The 16,524-nt window shown below is 68.5% G+C and carries 18 protein-coding genes and 1 pseudogene; 10 read left to right on the top strand and 9 right to left on the bottom strand.

The window, feature by feature from the left end:
• Nucleotides 1-297 precede the first annotated feature (297 nt).
• From ACIGQF_RS07455 to ACIGQF_RS07435, 5 genes are all read right to left on the bottom strand, one after another.
• Nucleotides 298-822: a hypothetical protein gene (locus ACIGQF_RS07455; protein WP_399706738.1), complete on the bottom strand. Its 525-nt coding sequence runs from the start codon at nt 820-822 to the stop codon at nt 298-300.
• A 389-nt stretch (nt 823-1,211) separates the two neighbouring features.
• A complete protein-coding gene (locus tag ACIGQF_RS07450; protein WP_399706736.1) occupies nt 1,212-1,526 on the bottom strand; it encodes a hypothetical protein in 315 nt (104 codons plus the stop codon).
• A complete protein-coding gene (locus tag ACIGQF_RS07445; RefSeq protein ID WP_399706734.1) occupies nt 1,523-1,684 on the bottom strand; it encodes a hypothetical protein in 162 nt (53 codons plus the stop codon). The genes ACIGQF_RS07450 and ACIGQF_RS07445 overlap by 4 nt, the downstream gene beginning before the upstream one ends.
• A gap of 50 nt (nt 1,685-1,734) precedes the next feature.
• Nucleotides 1,735-2,289 carry a hypothetical protein gene (locus ACIGQF_RS07440; RefSeq protein WP_399706732.1) on the bottom strand — a complete coding sequence of 185 codons (555 nt, stop codon included), beginning with the start codon at nt 2,287-2,289 and terminating at the stop codon, nt 1,735-1,737.
• Between the two features lie 229 nt (nt 2,290-2,518).
• Complete coding sequence (locus ACIGQF_RS07435) at nt 2,519-3,115, bottom strand: CGNR zinc finger domain-containing protein (RefSeq protein ID WP_399706730.1); 597 nt, start codon at nt 3,113-3,115, stop codon at nt 2,519-2,521.
• A 65-nt stretch (nt 3,116-3,180) separates the two neighbouring features.
• Between ACIGQF_RS07435 and ACIGQF_RS07430 the strand changes: the two genes are divergently transcribed.
• Complete coding sequence (locus ACIGQF_RS07430; RefSeq protein ID WP_399706728.1) at nt 3,181-4,092, top strand: alpha/beta fold hydrolase; 912 nt, start codon at nt 3,181-3,183, stop codon at nt 4,090-4,092.
• Nucleotides 4,093-4,121: 29 nt separating this feature from the next.
• Here the strand turns inward: ACIGQF_RS07430 and ACIGQF_RS07425 are convergent, their stop codons facing one another.
• Nucleotides 4,122-4,901, bottom strand: coding sequence for an SDR family NAD(P)-dependent oxidoreductase (locus ACIGQF_RS07425; RefSeq protein WP_399706725.1), 780 nt, complete (start codon nt 4,899-4,901; stop codon nt 4,122-4,124).
• Between the two features lie 55 nt (nt 4,902-4,956).
• Nucleotides 4,957-5,700, bottom strand: a complete 744-nt coding sequence (locus tag ACIGQF_RS07420) for an SDR family oxidoreductase (RefSeq protein WP_399706724.1) — start codon at nt 5,698-5,700, stop codon at nt 4,957-4,959.
• A 201-nt stretch (nt 5,701-5,901) separates the two neighbouring features.
• Here ACIGQF_RS07420 and ACIGQF_RS07415 point away from each other — a divergent pair, with 201 nt between their 5' ends.
• Entirely contained in the window at nt 5,902-6,732 is an 831-nt protein-coding gene (locus tag ACIGQF_RS07415; RefSeq protein WP_399706722.1) for a helix-turn-helix domain-containing protein, read from the top strand.
• 291 nt (nt 6,733-7,023) lie between these two features.
• Nucleotides 7,024-7,512 carry a hypothetical protein gene (locus ACIGQF_RS07410; RefSeq protein WP_399706719.1) on the top strand — a complete coding sequence of 163 codons (489 nt, stop codon included), beginning with the start codon at nt 7,024-7,026 and terminating at the stop codon, nt 7,510-7,512.
• Between the two features lie 130 nt (nt 7,513-7,642).
• On the opposite strand, the gene ACIGQF_RS07405 is transcribed toward ACIGQF_RS07410, so the two are convergent.
• Entirely contained in the window at nt 7,643-8,683 is a 1,041-nt protein-coding gene (locus ACIGQF_RS07405) for a vWA domain-containing protein (RefSeq protein WP_399707611.1), read from the bottom strand.
• A 185-nt stretch (nt 8,684-8,868) separates the two neighbouring features.
• On the opposite strand from ACIGQF_RS07405, the gene ACIGQF_RS07400 reads away from it, so the two are divergent.
• Complete coding sequence (locus ACIGQF_RS07400) at nt 8,869-9,174, top strand: hypothetical protein (RefSeq protein ID WP_399707649.1); 306 nt, start codon at nt 8,869-8,871, stop codon at nt 9,172-9,174.
• Nucleotides 9,175-9,753: 579 nt separating this feature from the next.
• Here ACIGQF_RS07400 and ACIGQF_RS07395 read toward each other — a convergent pair.
• Nucleotides 9,754-9,909: pseudogene (locus tag ACIGQF_RS07395) on the bottom strand (hypothetical protein); the annotation flags it as partial.
• Nucleotides 9,910-10,197: 288 nt separating this feature from the next.
• On the opposite strand from ACIGQF_RS07395, the gene ACIGQF_RS07390 reads away from it, so the two are divergent.
• The 6 genes from ACIGQF_RS07390 (at nt 10,198) to ACIGQF_RS07365 (ending at nt 16,455) form a co-directional block, all read left to right on the top strand.
• Nucleotides 10,198-11,589 (top strand): DUF1932 domain-containing protein, encoded by a 1,392-nt coding sequence (locus ACIGQF_RS07390; RefSeq protein WP_399706716.1) that lies wholly within the window; start codon nt 10,198-10,200, stop codon nt 11,587-11,589.
• A complete protein-coding gene (locus ACIGQF_RS07385) occupies nt 11,586-12,923 on the top strand; it encodes a TRAP transporter large permease subunit (protein WP_399706715.1) in 1,338 nt (445 codons plus the stop codon). The genes ACIGQF_RS07390 and ACIGQF_RS07385 overlap by 4 nt, the downstream gene beginning before the upstream one ends.
• Nucleotides 12,924-12,938: 15 nt before the next feature.
• Nucleotides 12,939-13,220: a hypothetical protein gene (locus ACIGQF_RS07380; RefSeq protein ID WP_399706712.1), complete on the top strand. Its 282-nt coding sequence runs from the start codon at nt 12,939-12,941 to the stop codon at nt 13,218-13,220.
• A 177-nt stretch (nt 13,221-13,397) separates the two neighbouring features.
• Complete coding sequence (locus ACIGQF_RS07375) at nt 13,398-14,153, top strand: IclR family transcriptional regulator (protein WP_399706710.1); 756 nt, start codon at nt 13,398-13,400, stop codon at nt 14,151-14,153.
• Nucleotides 14,154-14,168: 15 nt separating this feature from the next.
• Nucleotides 14,169-15,140 (top strand): cyclase family protein, encoded by a 972-nt coding sequence (locus tag ACIGQF_RS07370; RefSeq protein ID WP_399706707.1) that lies wholly within the window; start codon nt 14,169-14,171, stop codon nt 15,138-15,140.
• A 295-nt stretch (nt 15,141-15,435) separates the two neighbouring features.
• A complete protein-coding gene (locus ACIGQF_RS07365; protein ID WP_399706705.1) occupies nt 15,436-16,455 on the top strand; it encodes an Lrp/AsnC family transcriptional regulator in 1,020 nt (339 codons plus the stop codon).
• The last annotated feature ends 69 nt before the right edge of the window (nt 16,456-16,524 follow it).

Raw genomic sequence — 16,524 nt, 5'->3', positions numbered from 1 at the left:
TAGAAAGCGCGGCACCCCGCGCGGCATCGACGAAAGTCATCGTTTACCCTGCACTTTCGTTGCTGCTTCGCGCCACCGGAATCGGCGCCGCCGGAATCGGAGCCGCCGCACCCAGGACGCGTCGTGAAACCCAGGCGTCGAGCTCGCCGGACGACGGCCCTCCGGCAGTTGAACAACAGACCGAGGCGGGTGATAACGCCGAGATCAGCGGCAGTCGTGGCCGATGGCCTGGCCGCTGAGTGTCAACAGCGTTATCACCCGCCTTCAGGCGGGCGGGGGCTCCGCCGACTGCGAGTGCTACTTGATGAACCTGTAGCGGTAGGGCTCGAACTTCCCGTTGTTGGGGTAGTACGGGTACGGAGCGATGCGGTTCTGGACCTTCGGCGGGGTCTGCTCGTACGTCCAGTACTTGGTCTTGGCCGCGTTGGCCCAGCCGGCGAAGATCACGACGTGCCTGGTCTTGTTGAGGAGCAGGTCACCGACCTGGAGCTGATCCTTGGTGATCTTCTGGGTGATGGCGGGGTCGGCCAGCCCCTGGGTGTTGCGTCCCGGCGCGGGCAGCTTCAGAACCATGGAGGCATAGCCGCTGGAATCGGTGCGGTACCCCCTGCCCTGCGGGTCGGGAGCGGTGCGCTTCTGGCTGTAGGGCACCTGGCGATCGAACCAGAACTTCGTACGGGCCAGCACTTCGGCACGGGTGATGGAGGCTGCGGCGACGGGCGCGGACGTGTCGGGGGTGTCGGCAGCGTGTGCGCTGGGTGCTGTGAGCGTTGCGGCAGCAACGGCCAGCGCGGCGAGCGCGGCCGAACGGCGCGTGATCAACAAATGCTCCTCAGTGGGTAGACACAGGACGGGGTCGGTGCTCAACGGCTCGACCCCCTGGCCGCGCTTGATCCTTCCTGCCGACCGGCCGCCACGTCAGTCAGAAACGCGTCATTGCCTCCAAAGGGCTCTTATGAGACACGGGAGTCAGGCTTCCCGATCTGCGCTCCGTGCAGCCCACCTGCGGTCGTAAGTGGGCGGTGGCAGGTGCCGCTCGCCCTGACCGCTGGGTGAATGATCGAAGGCGCCGCCGCGCCCTGGCGTCTTCGAAACGAAGGCGGAGAGTGTGAACTAACACATCAAACCCAGGCTGGTCCGCGTCGTGCCGGGGCGAGTTCCAGTTCTCTCGCGTCGGGCGGCGCAGGGGGCAGGCCGCCCGCGGGACGCAGTCAGTCCCAGTTGCACCGATGCTTCAGGACGTAGAGCGGACTTGTCGCATAGTCCATGCTGACGTCGCTGCGCCAGGATTCCAGACCCCAGCTCGGCCCGGTGTTCCAGTGTCCGGGCGCGTCCTTGTCCGCGAAGACCGCATGGCAGGCGAACCGTTCATACAGGGACCGGCGCTCCGTGTTACTGACTCCGTTCGGGTAGGGCGCCAGGCTCCACGCCTGCTCCCAGGCCCCGACGAAATCGGTGCGGGCGTTGAGGAAGCCGTCCTCCGTGGGGTAGCCGAACGCCCGCCCTCCCAGCCGTCCTCTCCTCACAGCTCCCCGATTCGTCCCCACACGGGGTGCGCGCCGTTGGACAGTGTGGGATGCCAGGGGACGGTGCCGCCCTCGAACTGCTGGCGCTTGCCCTGGCCGTCCGGATTGGTCGGCTCGTCACCGAGGGGAAATCCGAGCTTGCCGGCCTCCCGGCCCAAGGCTCCCCACTTGTCGCGGATGGTGCCCCATACGGCCCACCACTACCGACTCATTGCGTTCTCAGCTTGCGGCTTCCGGCTCGGTTCTTCGCGATGTTCCGTGTCTTCTTGGTGTTGGCTGACTCGGCGAGCAGGGCGAGTACCGCCGGCGACGTCGACTTCTCGGCGAGGACGCGCTGCATCCAGTCCGTGACCTTGGCCAACTCGGCCGGCGTCGGCACGTGACCGTCCTTGATGGACAGATGGAACAGCCAGTCGTGGATGCGGCGGCGGATGAACTCGCGGTACCCCTCCGTCTTGAGCTGGTCGATCTCCGGCAGTAGTTCGGCCGACCACTGCCGGAACTCGGCAGGACCGGTCACCTTCATCGCGATCCTGTCCACGAGGGCGACCACCGCCGCCTTGGACGAAATCTCGTTGGGGTCGCGCAGGATCGTGGCCACGATCGCGCGGTCCCGGTCGCGGCTCCGCGACGAAGCGATCACCGAGACGACGCGTTGGTACGCGGACGACCGGACGTGCTCGTCCGCGACGGCATCCTCGACGTCCACGTCGAGGATGCCGGCCTCCGCCAGCAACTCGGCCATATCGGCATGCAATGTCATCGCTTCATTCCTTCTCGCAGGGCCGGGTGCCACATCGCGGGCATCTTCCTCTGATGGGCACGCTGATCCAAACGAAACGGCATAGCCCGCCAGTAGATATGGGCGCCCCGCAGCGCGTACCCGGCACCGCACACGGTCGGCAGGTCGAACGGGGTAGCCATGGCAACTGCCGAGCGGAGCCCCCTCGGTCGCCCGGTGCGGTGGGCCCTCACCTTTCCTCGTCGTCGTGTTACTCGCTGTTCTGGCCCGCGCCGGCTTGTCGGCGGGCGCGGTGCTTGGCGACGTTGAGGCGGTTGCCGCACAGGTCGGGCATGCAGTACCGGCGTCGGCCCGCCTTGCTGGTGTCGACGAACATCCCGTCGCACACGGGCGAGGCGCAGTGGCGGATGCGGTCGTGGGACAGGGTGCGCAACACTCCGAGAAGGCCGGTGCCGATCATTGCGGCGAGCCCTTCGGCGAGCGACGCCTGTGGCTTGGTGGCGACGTACCACTGCCAGCGGCCGTCCGCATCCCGCTCCAGGAGCGGCCCCGCCCCTGCCGTGGCGACCATGGCGTTCGCACCGTCGGCCACGCGGTCCTCGCTGTCGGACTCCAAGAGGGCGCGCAGCTCATGACGGAGTGCCAGCACCGCCTCCAGGTCCCGCTGGGTCGGATGGCCATCGGAGGTCATGGCGTCCACGGGGGCGCGGTGCTCGCTGAGGAACCGGCCGAGCGCGGCCGGTTCTGTGAGCGTTTCGCCGGTGCTTCTGCGCACCAGGGCAGAGGTATTGATCAGGTCGGTGGCGACGCCCGCCCCGAGCGCGTAATCGAAAAAAAGAAACTTCAAGCCTTACTCCATGCTACGGTAATCGAAGAAAGGCGAGTATACCCATTATCTATGGAGGGGTCGGTATGACCACGCACTCCCGCAACCGCCCGTGGCACCTCCACCAGTACGTACAGGTCACCGCCGGCGAGGTGGCCACCGGCGTCTTCGGTGACGGCCCACCCGTCGTCCTCGTCCACGGCACGCCCGCCTCCTCCTACCTCTGGCGGAACGCCGTCCCCACTCTCGACCGCCACCACACCGTCTACGTCTGGGACCTCCTCGGCTTCGGCGCCTCCCGCCTCGATCGCGACCTCGACCCCCGGGTCACTCCCTCCATCGCCCAACAGGCCCGCACCCTCGCCGAACTCGTCGAGCACTGGGGTCTCGCGGCTCCCGCGCTCGTCGGACACGACATCGGCGGTGGCGTCGTCATGCGCGCCCACCTGCTCGAAGGCGTACCGGCCGCCCGGATCGCGCTCCTCGACGCCGCCGTCCTCGGCCCCTGGAACACCCCCTTCACCGAACACCAGCAGCGCTACGCCGAGGCGTACCGGACAATGCCGCTCCACATCTTCGACGACCTGGTCACCGCCCGCCTCCGCACCGCAGTCCACCGGCCGATGTCCGAAGAAGCCGCAGAGGCCTACCGTGCCCCCTGGGCGGGCGCCGAAGGGCAACAGCGCTGGATCGACCAGGTCTGCGCCGTCAGCTTCGAGGACACCCGCGAGGCCGTGGCATGCCTGGGTGAAGTCACTGCTCCCACCCTCGTTCTGTGGGGCGCGGAGGACCAGTGGCTGCCACCCGCCACGGGCGACCGGCTCGCCGCCGCCATCCCCGGCGCTGAACGCGTCACGATCCCCGGCGCCGGCCACTTCATCGCCGAGGACCGGCCGGAGGAGACGGCCAGGGCGCTGGTGAACTTCTTCGGTTCCGAGCGCACCCCCGCGGAGGCGGGACCTGCCGGGGCGAATCGCGTACGCCGCGGAGAAACGTAAGGACGTGTTGCTGCCCGCCGCGTCCACCCTTACTGGGCGGTCCAGCCGCCATCGGCGGTCAAGAGCGCGCCGGTGATGAAGGAGGCGGCGTCGGAGGCGAGGAAGGCGACGGCTTCGGCGACCTCGTGGGGGTGCCCGATCCGTCCGATCGGGTGCGCGGAGCCGAAGGAGGCGAGCATCTCGCGGCCGTTGTCGACGACGCCCTCCATGATGTCGGTGTCGACGACCCCGGGGAGCACGGCGTTGGAGCGGATGCCCTTGGGACCGCCCTCGATGGCCAGCACCCGGGTGATCTGAGCCAGGGCGCCCTTCGACGCCGCGTAGGCGGTCTGTGTGGCGAAGGCGACGAGTGACGACACGGATGCGATGGAGACGATCGCGCCGCCACCACTGACTTCCATGGCGCGGAACGCCTCACGTGCCTGGACGAAGTTGCCGCGGGCGTTGACGCGCAGAATGTCGTCGAAGTCCTCGACGGTGGTCTCGGTGACCGGCTTGTTCAAGGTGCGGCCGGCGTTGTTGACCAGGATGTCGAGCGAGCCGAAGCGGCTGGTCGCGAGGGCCGCCGTGGCCCGGGCGAGCGCCTCGTCGGCAACGTCGCCGACGAGTGCGGCGATGTTGTCCGGGTCCTTTGCGGCGAGCTCCTCGACGGCCTCGGAACGGTCGGTGACGACCAGTCGGGCGCCGCGGGCGTGCAGCAGTGTGGCGGTGGCGTGGCCGATGCCGCGGGCGGCTCCGGTCACGACGGCGACTCGCCCGGTGAGGTCCCACCTGGCGGGGGCGGCGGGGCGGTGCGGGGTCGTGGTCATGGGCGTCTCCGGGTGGGTGCTCTGCTTGAGTGCTCTGGTTGGTTTTCGGTGGGTGTCAACGCTGGTGCACGGGGCGTACGACGATCTCGTTGACGTCGACGTCGGGCGGCTGGGCCAGGGCGTAGGAGACGGCTCCGGCGATGGCGTCGGGCCCGATCGCATGGGCGCGGTAGGTGCGCATGGCCTCGGCGGCCCCCGGGTCGGTGATGGTGTCGGCGAGCTCGGAAGTGACGACGCCGGGTGAGACGGTCGTGACCCGGATGAAGGGGGAGGACTCCTGGCGCAGGCCCTCGGTGATCGCCCTGGCCGCGTATTTGGTGCCGCAGTAGACGGCGGCGGTGGGCACGACCTCGCGGGCGCCGGTGCTCGCGACGGTGACGAAGTGCCCCGAGCCCTGTGCGGTGAACACGGGCAGCGCAGCGGCGATGCCGTGCAGGAGGCCACGTACGTTGACGTCGATCATCCGGTCCCACTCGTCGACGAGCAGGGAGTCCAGGCGCGACAGAGGCATGATGCCGGCATTACTGACCAGGACGTCGACCCGGCCGTAGCGCTCGCGCGCGGCTGCCACGAAATCAGCGACGTCCGCGCGGTCCGTTACGTCCAGCCGTACGGGGAACAGACCGCCGCCGGAGCGGTCGGCTGCCCCGGCCGTGGTCTCGGCCAGCGCCTGCAACCGGTCGGTGCGGCGGGCCCCCGCAACCACCTGGTGCCCGTCCGCTACGAGCCGAGTGGCCACGGCCGCGCCGATGCCACTGCTGGCACCGGTCACGAGGACGACCTTGGGGGCGGTCGGCATGGCGCTTTCGGAACGCTGTGCATTTCGCGGCGCGTTTTGCTGTGCGCTTCCCGGTGCGTCTTGCTGTGCGCTTCGCGGTGCGAATTGCTGTCTGGTCATGGCGTCAAACCTGGCCCGGCCGGTGCACTCGCAGGAAGGGCGACCTGTTCCTGGGTGCAGCGCACCCAGGAAGATGGGAGGGCCCGCACCTACGATGGTGGCATGGCACGCTCAGAACTCGGCGCCTACCTCACCACCCGCCGCGCCCGAATCACTCCGGCCGAGGCGAATATCCCGGTCACGGGGCACCGCCGGGTACCGGGATTGCGGCGCGAGGAGGTGGCGCTGCTCGCGGGGGTCAGCGCCGACTACTACGTACGTCTGGAGCAGGGCCGGGAGCGTACGCCCTCCGCGCAGGTGCTCGACGCCCTGGCCGCCGCGCTGCGGCTGGACGAAGACGGCCGACTGCACCTCTTCCGGCTTGCCGGTCTCGGCCCGCAGCCCCGGGCTGCTGCCACGGTGGACAGGGTCGAGCCGAGTCTGCTGGCCCTGATGGACGCTTGGCCGCACAACCCGGCCATCGTCTACAACCACGCGTACGACGTCCTGGCATCGAACGCGATCGCCGACGCGCTCTTCCACGGCTGGGCGCACTCACGCAACCTCCTGCACGTGGTGTTCACCGACCCGGCCGCCCGCGCCTTCTACCGCGACTGGCACGAGGTCGCGCGCAACTCCGTTGCCGGTTTCCGGCTCAACCACGGAGCGGCTCCGGGCCACCCGCGGGTGCGGCAGGTACTGACCGAACTGCTGGACAGCAGCGCTGAGTTCGCCGACCTGTGGGCACGCCACGATGCCCGGGGCAAGGCACTGGAGAGCAAACGCTTCGTCCACCGTGACGTCGGGCCCCTGACGCTGACGATGCAGACCTTCGACGTCCGCGCCGCCCCGGGGCAGGAACTCGTCGTGTACCACGCCGAGCCCGCCTCGCCCAGCAGCGAGGCCCTCACCCTCCTCGGCTCGCTGACCGCTACCGCGCGCCAGAAAACCTGACCCGGTGGGGAGCACAGTTCATCGCGCGTCCATGCGCGTCGGACTTTCCCGCTGGTGGTTCGGGGCAATCGAAGGCTCCGCCGCGCCCTGACGTCTTCGAAACGAAGGTGACGGGAGGCGAGAAGGGTTCAAGCCAAGGTCGGCACGTGATGCTCGCGACGCTGGGCGCCGGGTCGGGGTGGGTGCGGAGGTATCAGTTGGTGTGCCAGGTGCGAGGAATGCCTCATGAGTGGAACCGCGTGTAGGCCGAGCTCGTCCTCCACCGAAAGCCGCACGAGAGTGGGGGCGACGGTGGACACCGATACGGGCATTGCTGTCTGCGCGTCCGCGATAGCGCTTGGCTCTCTGGCGATCAGCTTTGCTCAAACCAAGGTGGTCCGGGAACACAACCGGCAGTCCGTGCGTCCCCTGCTGCAGATCCGCAGGGTGAAGGAATTCAAGGACAACATCGCGCGTCTTGAGGTCATCAACGCCGGTCTCGGACCGGCAATCGTGATCGAGACCGTAGTGACGTTCGACGGGGAGGTCATCGGGCAGTGGGACCTGGAGACCTACCGCACGGTGATCCGGTCGTTCCCGATGCAACCCAAGGTCTCCACCTTGGTCGGGGGAGGAGCCGTCCTCGTGGGGCAGAAGGTTTTCCTGATACACATCGACGATTTCGACGGAGACGAACACGGTTGGTTCTGGGACCTCATCGCCCAGCGCATGCTCATCGACATTCGTTACGAGTCCCTCTACGGCGGTGAGAACTACAGGGTCAGATCGTTGCCGCTGTGATTGTTGTGATTGCTGTGATTGACGTGCTGCCGGATCCGCGTAGGCACTGCTTGCGCACCACTGCTTCTCTGCACGCGGAGGGGCTCCGCCGGACCGTGCCGGCGGAGCCCCTCCGATGCCTGCCTCAGGCTCAGATCATCAGCAGGAGCCGTGTGTGCGGTACGAGCTTGCGGTTCACGCTGGTGCTCTGCACGAAGATCGTGAAGTCGTCGTTGTGGTCCGGGGTGATGCGGACTTCCGCGTCCGGCAGGCCGAGCAGGGATCGGGCCTGCGGCCCCGTGTACACCCGGTCCGTCTTCTTCTCCAGCACCGCGATCTGCTTCCGCGCCTGGACCTTCTCGGACTTGCTCAGCTGGTAGAAGGCACAACCGGTGCGGTACGTGTGACCGCATTCCACGACCCACTCACGTATCGCCGCCGCGCGAGCCACCGGAATCAGCTGGTACTCCGACGGGTTCACCGGGGTGAGGCCGGCCTTCTTGATGGTGTCCTTGTTGACCGCCTCCGCACCCGTGGAGAACACCGCGCGCGATCCCCGGATGCCGTTGGCCCGGCCCACCATGAAGTTCTCGGTGGCCTGCTGGATGACCTGCCCTGCCTCCTCCAGGCCCTGGGTGCTGGTGGCGTCCCAGATGGCGATGTTGTCCTTCGGGAAGCCACACTGCATGGCCTCGCGCTTGCCCATCTGGTCCGGCACCAGGACGGCCAGCGTCCAGTTGTCCTCCTGTGTCGCCATCAACGTGGATACAGCCTGCACCAGTTCACGCGGATTCCCGGCAGGGGCATCCGGGCAGCGGTGGCTTGCGTTCTCCTGTCCATCGGTCAGTACAAAGGTCAGGAAGCTGTGGTCGCCGTACAGTTGAGCGGTCTGCGCCAGCTCCTGCTGCGACTTCAGTGTGGCCGCCAGCAGAGCCGTCATGCCGCCGACCCGGTAGAGCTGCTTCAGGGACGGCATCCGCAGCACGTCCTTGTCGTAGATGACGCACTCCACCTTGTCGGCGAAGACGTACACCGTGACGCGGGTTTCCTGGTCCAGTTCCTTCGAACGGCGGGCGAGATAGGCGATCTGCTGGTCGGCGACGTCGACGACCTTGCGGCTCAGGTGTGACATGGACGAACTGGCATCCAACACGAGAGCAACGTGGTTGATGTAGTTCTGGCTTCCGGACATCACTGCTGACATGACTGGTCCCCCTCTTCCCACTCGGTACTCATACCTTCTCACCCACCACTGACAATCGATCTTGGCTCCAGAGCCGGCTGCAGAGCGGACCGGTTGCCACCCAGTTCGAGTCCGCAGAACCCGCTCGCCGCGTCCTCCCTATGCGGCCCGTGGCCGGCGCAGGACCATGGGGCATGGGCCACCGGAGGGCGGCATACCTGCGCTGGGCCGCGGCCGGCCTGGCCACGGCGGCCCTCCTCACCATGGCGACCTGGGTGTGGTCCGCGTACTCCCTCGGCGGACTCAAGAATGGTGACCAGCGGGACCAGGACTCCCTCGCCACGCTCAATATCGAGCCCGCGAACACCACGTCCCCCATGCGCATCGCCACCGCGGGGCTCCGCTCCTTCTTCCCCGGTGGCATCGGCAAGGTGGCGGTGTACTCGTACGAACTGTCGGGTGACCGCATCGCCGCGCACTACAGCGTGATGACCAGTTGAACGGGGGAGGTGGAAATGGGCAGTTGACTGCGGGGCGGCGACCATCGTCCAGTCCGAGAGCGCCCATAACTTCGCGTCAGCCGCACAGGGAGTCCTCCGGTAGCGCAGGCACCAAGTTCCGCCGGCGGTCGTGCGGCTCAGGGCGCAGATGTCCGCTGTGGCTCGGTCGGTGTTGAGGTCCCACAGGCGTACCGCGAGGCTCGCTCCGGCGGTGGCGAGCGTCTTGCCATCCGGTGGAGAAGGCGACCGTGAACAGGGTGGGAGCACGGCCGGAGAAGGTGGCCGTGGACGCCGCCTCGCAACATCCCACAGCTGCACCGTGCTGCGAGTGCCGCAGTCGCTGCCGTTGTACGTGGCGGCCAGCGTCCGGCTGTCGGCTGAGTAGGCGAGGGCGGGCAAGCCGGTCGAGGACGGTGTCGGTGTCAGTGGTGGTGCCGGCGTCGGCGGTGGTGAATCCGGTACGGGTTGTGGGGCGGTGGGTGCTGCCAGGTCTCCAGCAGTGCGTGGGACACCAGCGGCTGCGCCGGGCTCGCCGGTGACCTCTTCCAGGGTGCGGGCGGTCAGCTCGCCTTCCATGTTCAGGCCGCGGGCCTGCGCGGGGCGGACGACGGCGGCCCGCAGCTGCTCCGCTGCCATCGGGCCGGTCAGGAGGGTGGCGTCATTGAGTGCGGAGGCCAGGGCCGGGAGTTCGGTGCAGCGGCCGAAGAGGCTGAATACCTCTTCGAACTGGTCCACCAGCACCCAGGTATCTAGCGGACCATCGGCTCGGGCCGGAGCACCCTGAAGATCCGCTCGCCGCTGCGGCAATGCCACCTGCCGTGACCCGCCTGGGAGCGGCCGGAGAGTGGCTGAACGGGCCGGGGCGCCCTAATCACCGACAGACCCCCAAAGCGTCACCAAGGGGGCCCCACCAGTGGCCGAATTTGATCGATCATTCACCAGCTCTTGACGCCCGCGTTGCGACAGAGCAACATCCTCGCGCACTCCATGAGAGAACTTATCAGCGTGTGAGAAGGAGATGGCGTGAAGGTCGGAATTCTGGGCCTGGGTGAGGCCGGCGCTTTGTATGCGAAGGGCTTCGCGGAACATGACTGGGAAGTGAGCGGGTTCGATCCGGGCGATGTGCCCACCCCGGCGGGCGTGGCGCGTGCGGCCACGGCGGTCGAGGCGGTGCAGGGCTGTGACCTGGTACTGAGCCTTACGGGCGCCAAGGCTGCGCCGGCCGTGGCGCAGGAAGTGGCCCCGCATCTGCAGGCGAGGGCCGTCTACGCCGATATGAACGCCGGTGCGCCGGAGCTGAAGCGGCATATCGCCGACGTGATCTCCAAGGGTTCCCGGGCGGTCTTCGCGGACGTTTCGGTGATCGGGTCAGTGCTGAAGTACCGCCACCGGACCGCTTTGGTGGCCAGTGGCCAGGGAGCTTCCGTGATCGCGGACTACTTCGGCACTCTCGGGGCGCCGGTGGAGGATCTGGGTGATGAGCCCGGTGCGGCCTCGGCGCGCAAGCTGCTGCGCAGCCTGTTCATGAAGGGGCTGGGCGCCGTCATCGTGGAGGCCGTGGACGCGGGGCGTGCGGCCGGTGATGAGTCCTGGGTGCGCGAGCAGATCGCGAAGGAGCTCGTCGACGGTGAGAGTGCGCTGGAGCGTCTGTATGACGGTACGTTCAAGCACGCCGACCGCCGGGGGCGCGAGGTGGCGGCGGCCGCGGAACTCGTGGCGGAGCTCGGCCTCGATACGGGGCTGGCGCGCGAGATCAGCCGGCTGCACTTCCTCGCGGGCCGCGCCGAGGGGCTGCGTGACACCACCCGGCTGACCCCGGAACTGCTGGCCTCCTACGCGGGCTTGCCGACAGCGAACATCGGGGACGCCACGGAGCGGCTGGGGCTGCTGGATTCCGGCATCAGCGCGTTGTGGCCGGGGGCGCGGGCGGTGGGCCGTGCGTTGACGGTGTGGACCCGGGCCGGTGACAATCAGGCGCTTCATCAGGCCATCAAGGTTGCCGAGCCCGGTGACATCATGGTCGTCAACGGTGAGGGCGATGTGTCCCGCGCATTGATCGGAGAACTCATCGCCGAGCGCGCCAGGGCTCGCGGTGTGGTGGGTATGGTGCTCGACGGCGCAGCCCGCGACGTCGAGGTCCTGGCCGAGATGGGCTTCCCGGTGTGGGCGCGGGCTGTCACTCCGGCCGGTCCGTACAAGTTCGGTCCCGGCCGGGTCGGCGTGCCGGTCGCCGTGGGCGGCGTGGTCTGCCGGCCCGGTGACCTCGTGGCGGCGGACGGCGACGGTGTTGCCGTCGTCCCGGCCGACCGCGCGGCCTCCGTCCTGGTCGCCGCCCGCGAAGTCGAGGCCGAGGAAGCACGGCGGCGCGCCGACATCCGCGCCATGGCCGTCGGCACGCCAGGAGGAGCATCGTGATCGCCGTATGGGCACTGGGTTGCTACGTGGTGGCCATCATCGTGTGGAATGCCGTCCTCAAACGCAACATCGGCGAGGCGCTGATCGTCGGCTTCCTGGTCACCGGCCTGTTCGCCGGCGGGGACATCGGGCACGTCATGTGGAGCGGGTTCGCCGAGGCCCTGCAGGAGGAGGTCACCTTCGCCGCGCTGGCCTTCGTCTTCATGAGCTATCTGCTCGCCCGCACTCCCGTCCTCGACCAGCTGCTGGGCATCCTCAACTCCCTGTTGGGAAGGTTGCGGGGCGGCCCGGTCTACACCTCCACCCTGGCCGCCGGCATCTTCGGCGCCATCGCCCACGTCGGCGCGGCGGTGACCGCGGCGGTCGGGTCGGTGACGATTCCCTGGATGAAGCGCTCGAAGGTCAGCGGCGAGCTCGCGGCCACCGTGGCCGCCGGGGGCGCCGGCATGGGCGTGACCTTCCCCTTCAGCTCCACCATGTTCATCCTCATGGGAACCGCCGGTGTGGCGTCGATGGCCACCACCGACGACATCGTGCTGCCCCTGTTCCTGGGCGGGCTGTGGTGTCTGGGCTACCGCATGGTCGCCGCGTTCATCATGGTGCGCCGCCACAAGATCCAGCCGATGGACCGCGCCGACCTGATGCCGCTCCGCAGGAGCCTGAGCGCGGGCTGGACGAGCCTGTTCCTCTTTGCCGCGATCGCGGTGCCGCTGCTGCTGACCAAGGGCCCCTCCGGCGCCGCTCTGAGCGACTGGGCCGGCACCACGATGTCCGACGCCATCAGCCTGATCACCTGGATACCCGTCCTGCTGATCGCCACGGTCCTGATCCTGGGACGGCGCCACCTGCCGCGCTCCGGCCGTCAGTGGTGGCAGGTGCTGGGCAGCGCGGCACCCCAGTTCGGTGTCATCGGCGTCACCATCGTGGCGGCCTTCTCCGCATCCAACGTGCTGGGAGAGCTGGGGCTTCCGCAGCAGCTGACGGATCTGCTGGCCGGGGTGGATGCCCCGCTGTGGGCCATGGCACTGATCGTGGGCGTACTCGTCGTCGGCGTGGCCATTCCCCTCACCGCCAGCGCCACCATGGCCGCCATCGGCCCGGTCGCCGTCTCCTCCCTGGTCGGCGCCGGAGTGCCGCCCGCCACCGCCTGCGTCGCGGTGCTCATCTTCGCCTCCACCGAGGGCGCATCACCTCCGTCCGGCGCCCCCATCTACGTCGCCAGCGGCATCGCCGGCATCGATCCGTCCCGCACGTTCCTGCCGCTGGCCGCCTACTACTGCGTTCCCATCCTGCTCATCGGCGCCGCGGTGGCCACCGGCGTCCTGCCCGTCTGAACCGGAGGCCGCACCATGGCTCACCGTCTCCTGCAACCCCTCTTCCGCCTCAGCATCCTCGTCTTCCTGGCCGGCGGCGTCGTCATCGTCCTCGGCCAGACCCTCGGCATCGTCCTCGGCGACGCCCGGTGGGTGATGCAGGTGGAAAGCAGCGCCCAGCCGCCGACCTGCATCGCCGCGAGCATCTGCGGCATCCTCTCCTTCGTCCTGTCCTACCGACGGTCACAGGACTCCCGGGACGACACGGAGAACGACCGGCTCCCAGAGCACACGGCCAACGCCGGCCGCGCTCAGTAGGACCACTGTCTCCGGGATCGTTGCTGCTCCCCGGAGCACCACTGCCCCCGGAGCACCGCTGTTCCCCGGATTGCCACTGCCTCCTGGATGGATCTTGTGCGATCCACTCCCTGCTCGCATGCTGATAACTCTTATCAAGACCAGCGCGTGCCGAGCAGACCATCCAGGAGCCCTTCCATGGCCACCACCCCGCCCGCCTCTGCCATGCGGTCCCTCGACCGGGCCTTCGACGTCCTGGGCGTCCTGGAGGACACCCGCCAGCCCCTGCGCCTGAGCGAGGTCGCCCGCCGCGCGAACCTGCACGTCGCCACCGTCCAGCGCATCCTCAATGTGCTCGTCGAGCGCGGCTACGCCGCGAAGGAGGACACCGGCTACGTCGCCGGCCCCGCGGCCGTCGCCACCGCCCACGCCTTCCTGGTCAACAACCGCCTCAGTCAGATCGCCCTTCCCGTCCTGCAAGAACTGGCCGCCACCACCAGTCAGACGGCCAGCCTGTACGTACGCGTGGGACTGGCCCGCGTACTCATCGCACGCGTCCAGGGCCGCAACCCCCTGCGCTACCAACTCCCCATCGGCGAGAAGCTCCCTCTGCACCTCGGCGCCGGCAAAGCACTGGCCGCATGGCTGCCCGACACCGAACTCGACACCTTTATCGAGCAAGCCACCCCCTTCACCCGTATCTCCGGCGAACACATCACCGCCGATGAACTGAGGGCCGATCTCCGGCAGGTCCAGCGCGACGGCTACGCCCTGTCCCTCAGCGAACGCGCCCTGAACGTCACCGCCGTCAGCGCACCCATCCGCCACGGCGACGACGTACTGGGCGCACTCAGCGTCACCGGATCCAGCGGCGAACTCACCGACGACGACCACACACGCCTCATCAACGAAGTACGCCGGGCAGCCGACGCGGTCGCGGCGCGCTGCCCCTGACAGAAAGCCGCCCACATGCCTCTGCCCACCTACCGACAGCTCACCGAACGAACCGACGCCCCGGCAGGCTCCAGCTGGCATCTCTTCACCGACCAGCCCGAACGAGGCATGGCCAACTTCGCCGGCCCACCCCAGATCCGCCGCGCAGCCGACGCCGTCGTCCAGGGCCGCGCCTTCAACCTGGACTACCCCCTGGACGCCTTCGACCCGCCCATGTCCAAGGCCCGCGGCATTCCCCAGCACCGCATCACCGCCAAGCACGACCAAGCCCGCGATGACGTCCTGGACAACTTCCACCTCCAGGCCAGTACTCAGATCGACGGACTGCGCCACCGCCGCGCCTCCGGACACGGCTTCTACAACGGCGTACCCGACCACGAGATCTCGCCCCGCAGCCCCCGCCTGGGCGTGCAGCTCTGGGCCGAGCTTCCGCTGGCCGGCCGCGGCCTGCTGCTCGACGTCGAGGGACTGCTTCGCGACCGCGGCACACCACTCCACCACGCCGACGGACCCGCCCTGACCACCGACCTTCTCGACGATGCCCTGACCGAACAGGGCTGCGACGTCGAACCGGGCGATCTCGTCATGGTCCACACCGGCTGGGCCAACTGGTACCTCACGACCACCCCCGAACAGCGCGCCGACACCCGTGACCGGCGCCGCGCCACCGGCTTCGCCCAGAGCCGTGCCTTCGCCGCGTGGTGCTGGGACCATCGCATCGCCCTGATGGCCACCGACACCTTCGCCGTCGAGGTCCTCCCCGTGCTGGAGAGCAGCGACTTCCACCACAGCGCGCCCGAGGACAACGGCATGATGCATCAGGAGCTGATCGCCAGGCTGGGCCTCCCCCTGGGCGAACTGTGGAATCTCACGGCCCTCGTCCAGGACTGCCGCGCCACCGGCCGCTGGGACAGCCTGCTTACCGTCAAACCGCTCAACCTCACCGGCGGAGTCGGCTCACCCGCCAACGCCACAGCCCTCCGCTGACCGCCCGCAGCAGGGCTCGCGGTATGGCTCCAGGGTCTCGGCCGGGGGAGGGCGCCCGGTGGTGGAGTTCTTCAGCGGAGCTTCTCGGCGGAGCATTTCAGTGGGGCACTTCAGTGGGGCTTTTCCTGCAACGGCCGTGGTGAAATCCTTCATGGTCTCTGCATCCGTCTGAGCGGGCCGGATCTGCGGTTTTGCTTCCGTTCAAGGCTCGCGGTGCCGGATGTCGGCGTGTTGACCAGCAATGATGCAGGATTCCGCCATTGACTGGCGGAAAGTCGCTGGTTAGCTTCAGCACATGCCCCAGGAAGCCCTCGCGGACTCCATCGACGAGCTGGACCGCCGCGTCATCGCAGCCCTGCAGCTCAACGGTCGTGCCCCGTGGAGCGCGGTAGCGCGTTGGGTGGGTGCCAGCGAGACCACCGCCCAGCGCCGCTACACGGCCCTGCGCGAGCGAGGGCTGTTACGGGTCATCGGCACGCTGGAACTGGACCGGACACGGGAGGGTTCCTCCATGCTGGTCCGGGTGCAGGCCCGCCCAGGTCGCGGACTGGAGGTCGCGGACCGCTTCGCCGCGAGCCCCGACGTACGCTTCGTGGCCGTCGTCACCGGATCGGCCGATCTCATCGTCGACTTCGTCGCCCGTGACAACGAGGAGATGATGCGGATGCTCTTCACGGATCTGCCCGCTGCGGACCTCATCACGAGCACCGAGGCGGTTCCCGTGATCCGGGCGTTCACCTCGGCGGCGATGTGGGACACCGGGCTGCTTCCTCCCGCTGCGGCCGCCGACCTGAGGCCGGCCTCGTCCTCGGCCTCCTGCGACCGCACCGACCGGGACCGCGCGCCACAAGCGCTCACCCCGCTGGAGCAGGAAATCACCACAGCGCTGCGGGAGGACGGCCGGACACAGATCAGCGTGCTGGCCCGGCGCCTGGACCGTGCCGAATCCAGTGTCGCGCGCGCCCTGGACCGGCTCATCTCCCGCGGCATCCTCCAGTTCCGCACGCTTGTCGACCCATCCCTCCTCGGCTACGACGCGGAGTTCATGGTGTGGCTCTCCATCAAGCCCGACCAGCTGGAAACCGCGGGCAGACAGCTCGCCAGGCATCCGGGAACGAAATTCCTCGCCGCGGCAACCGGGCGCTTCAACCTCGCCGGACACATGGTGCTGCCCCGGCGTGCCGACCTCTTGCACTACACCAGCGATGTCATCGGGACATTGCCCGGACTCATCGCCTCCGACGTGACACTGCACCTCGTCACGATGAAGTACTCGTGGCACCGGATGGACCGCACCCCCCGACCATCTGACTGACCACCTGAGCCACCGGCCCCCGGTTCCGTACAACACGTCGCCGTCGCCCGCAGCGGCCGTACCACCCAC

The sequence above is a fragment of the Streptomyces sp. NPDC053560 genome, assembly GCF_044544605.1.
Lineage (GTDB): Bacteria > Actinomycetota > Actinomycetes > Streptomycetales > Streptomycetaceae > Streptomyces.
The sequence above is the reverse complement of the archived record's forward strand: the minus strand, read 5'-3'. Positions and strand labels throughout refer to the sequence as shown.

Coding starts and splice junctions, on each gene's coding strand:
- ACIGQF_RS07405 (WP_399707611.1), bottom strand. CDS start 8,683: ATGTCCGGAAGCCAGAACTACATCAACCACGTTGCTCTCGTGTTGGAT.
- ACIGQF_RS07365 (WP_399706705.1), top strand. CDS start 15,436: ATGCCCCAGGAAGCCCTCGCGGACTCCATCGACGAGCTGGACCGCCGC.
- ACIGQF_RS07415 (WP_399706722.1), top strand. CDS start 5,902: ATGGCACGCTCAGAACTCGGCGCCTACCTCACCACCCGCCGCGCCCGA.
- ACIGQF_RS07425 (WP_399706725.1), bottom strand. CDS start 4,901: ATGACCACGACCCCGCACCGCCCCGCCGCCCCCGCCAGGTGGGACCTC.
- ACIGQF_RS07400 (WP_399707649.1), top strand. CDS start 8,869: ATGGGCCACCGGAGGGCGGCATACCTGCGCTGGGCCGCGGCCGGCCTG.
- ACIGQF_RS07375 (WP_399706710.1), top strand. CDS start 13,398: ATGGCCACCACCCCGCCCGCCTCTGCCATGCGGTCCCTCGACCGGGCC.
- ACIGQF_RS07380 (WP_399706712.1), top strand. CDS start 12,939: ATGGCTCACCGTCTCCTGCAACCCCTCTTCCGCCTCAGCATCCTCGTC.
- ACIGQF_RS07370 (WP_399706707.1), top strand. CDS start 14,169: ATGCCTCTGCCCACCTACCGACAGCTCACCGAACGAACCGACGCCCCG.
- ACIGQF_RS07420 (WP_399706724.1), bottom strand. CDS start 5,700: ATGCCGACCGCCCCCAAGGTCGTCCTCGTGACCGGTGCCAGCAGTGGC.
- ACIGQF_RS07430 (WP_399706728.1), top strand. CDS start 3,181: ATGACCACGCACTCCCGCAACCGCCCGTGGCACCTCCACCAGTACGTA.
- ACIGQF_RS07440 (WP_399706732.1), bottom strand. CDS start 2,289: ATGACATTGCATGCCGATATGGCCGAGTTGCTGGCGGAGGCCGGCATC.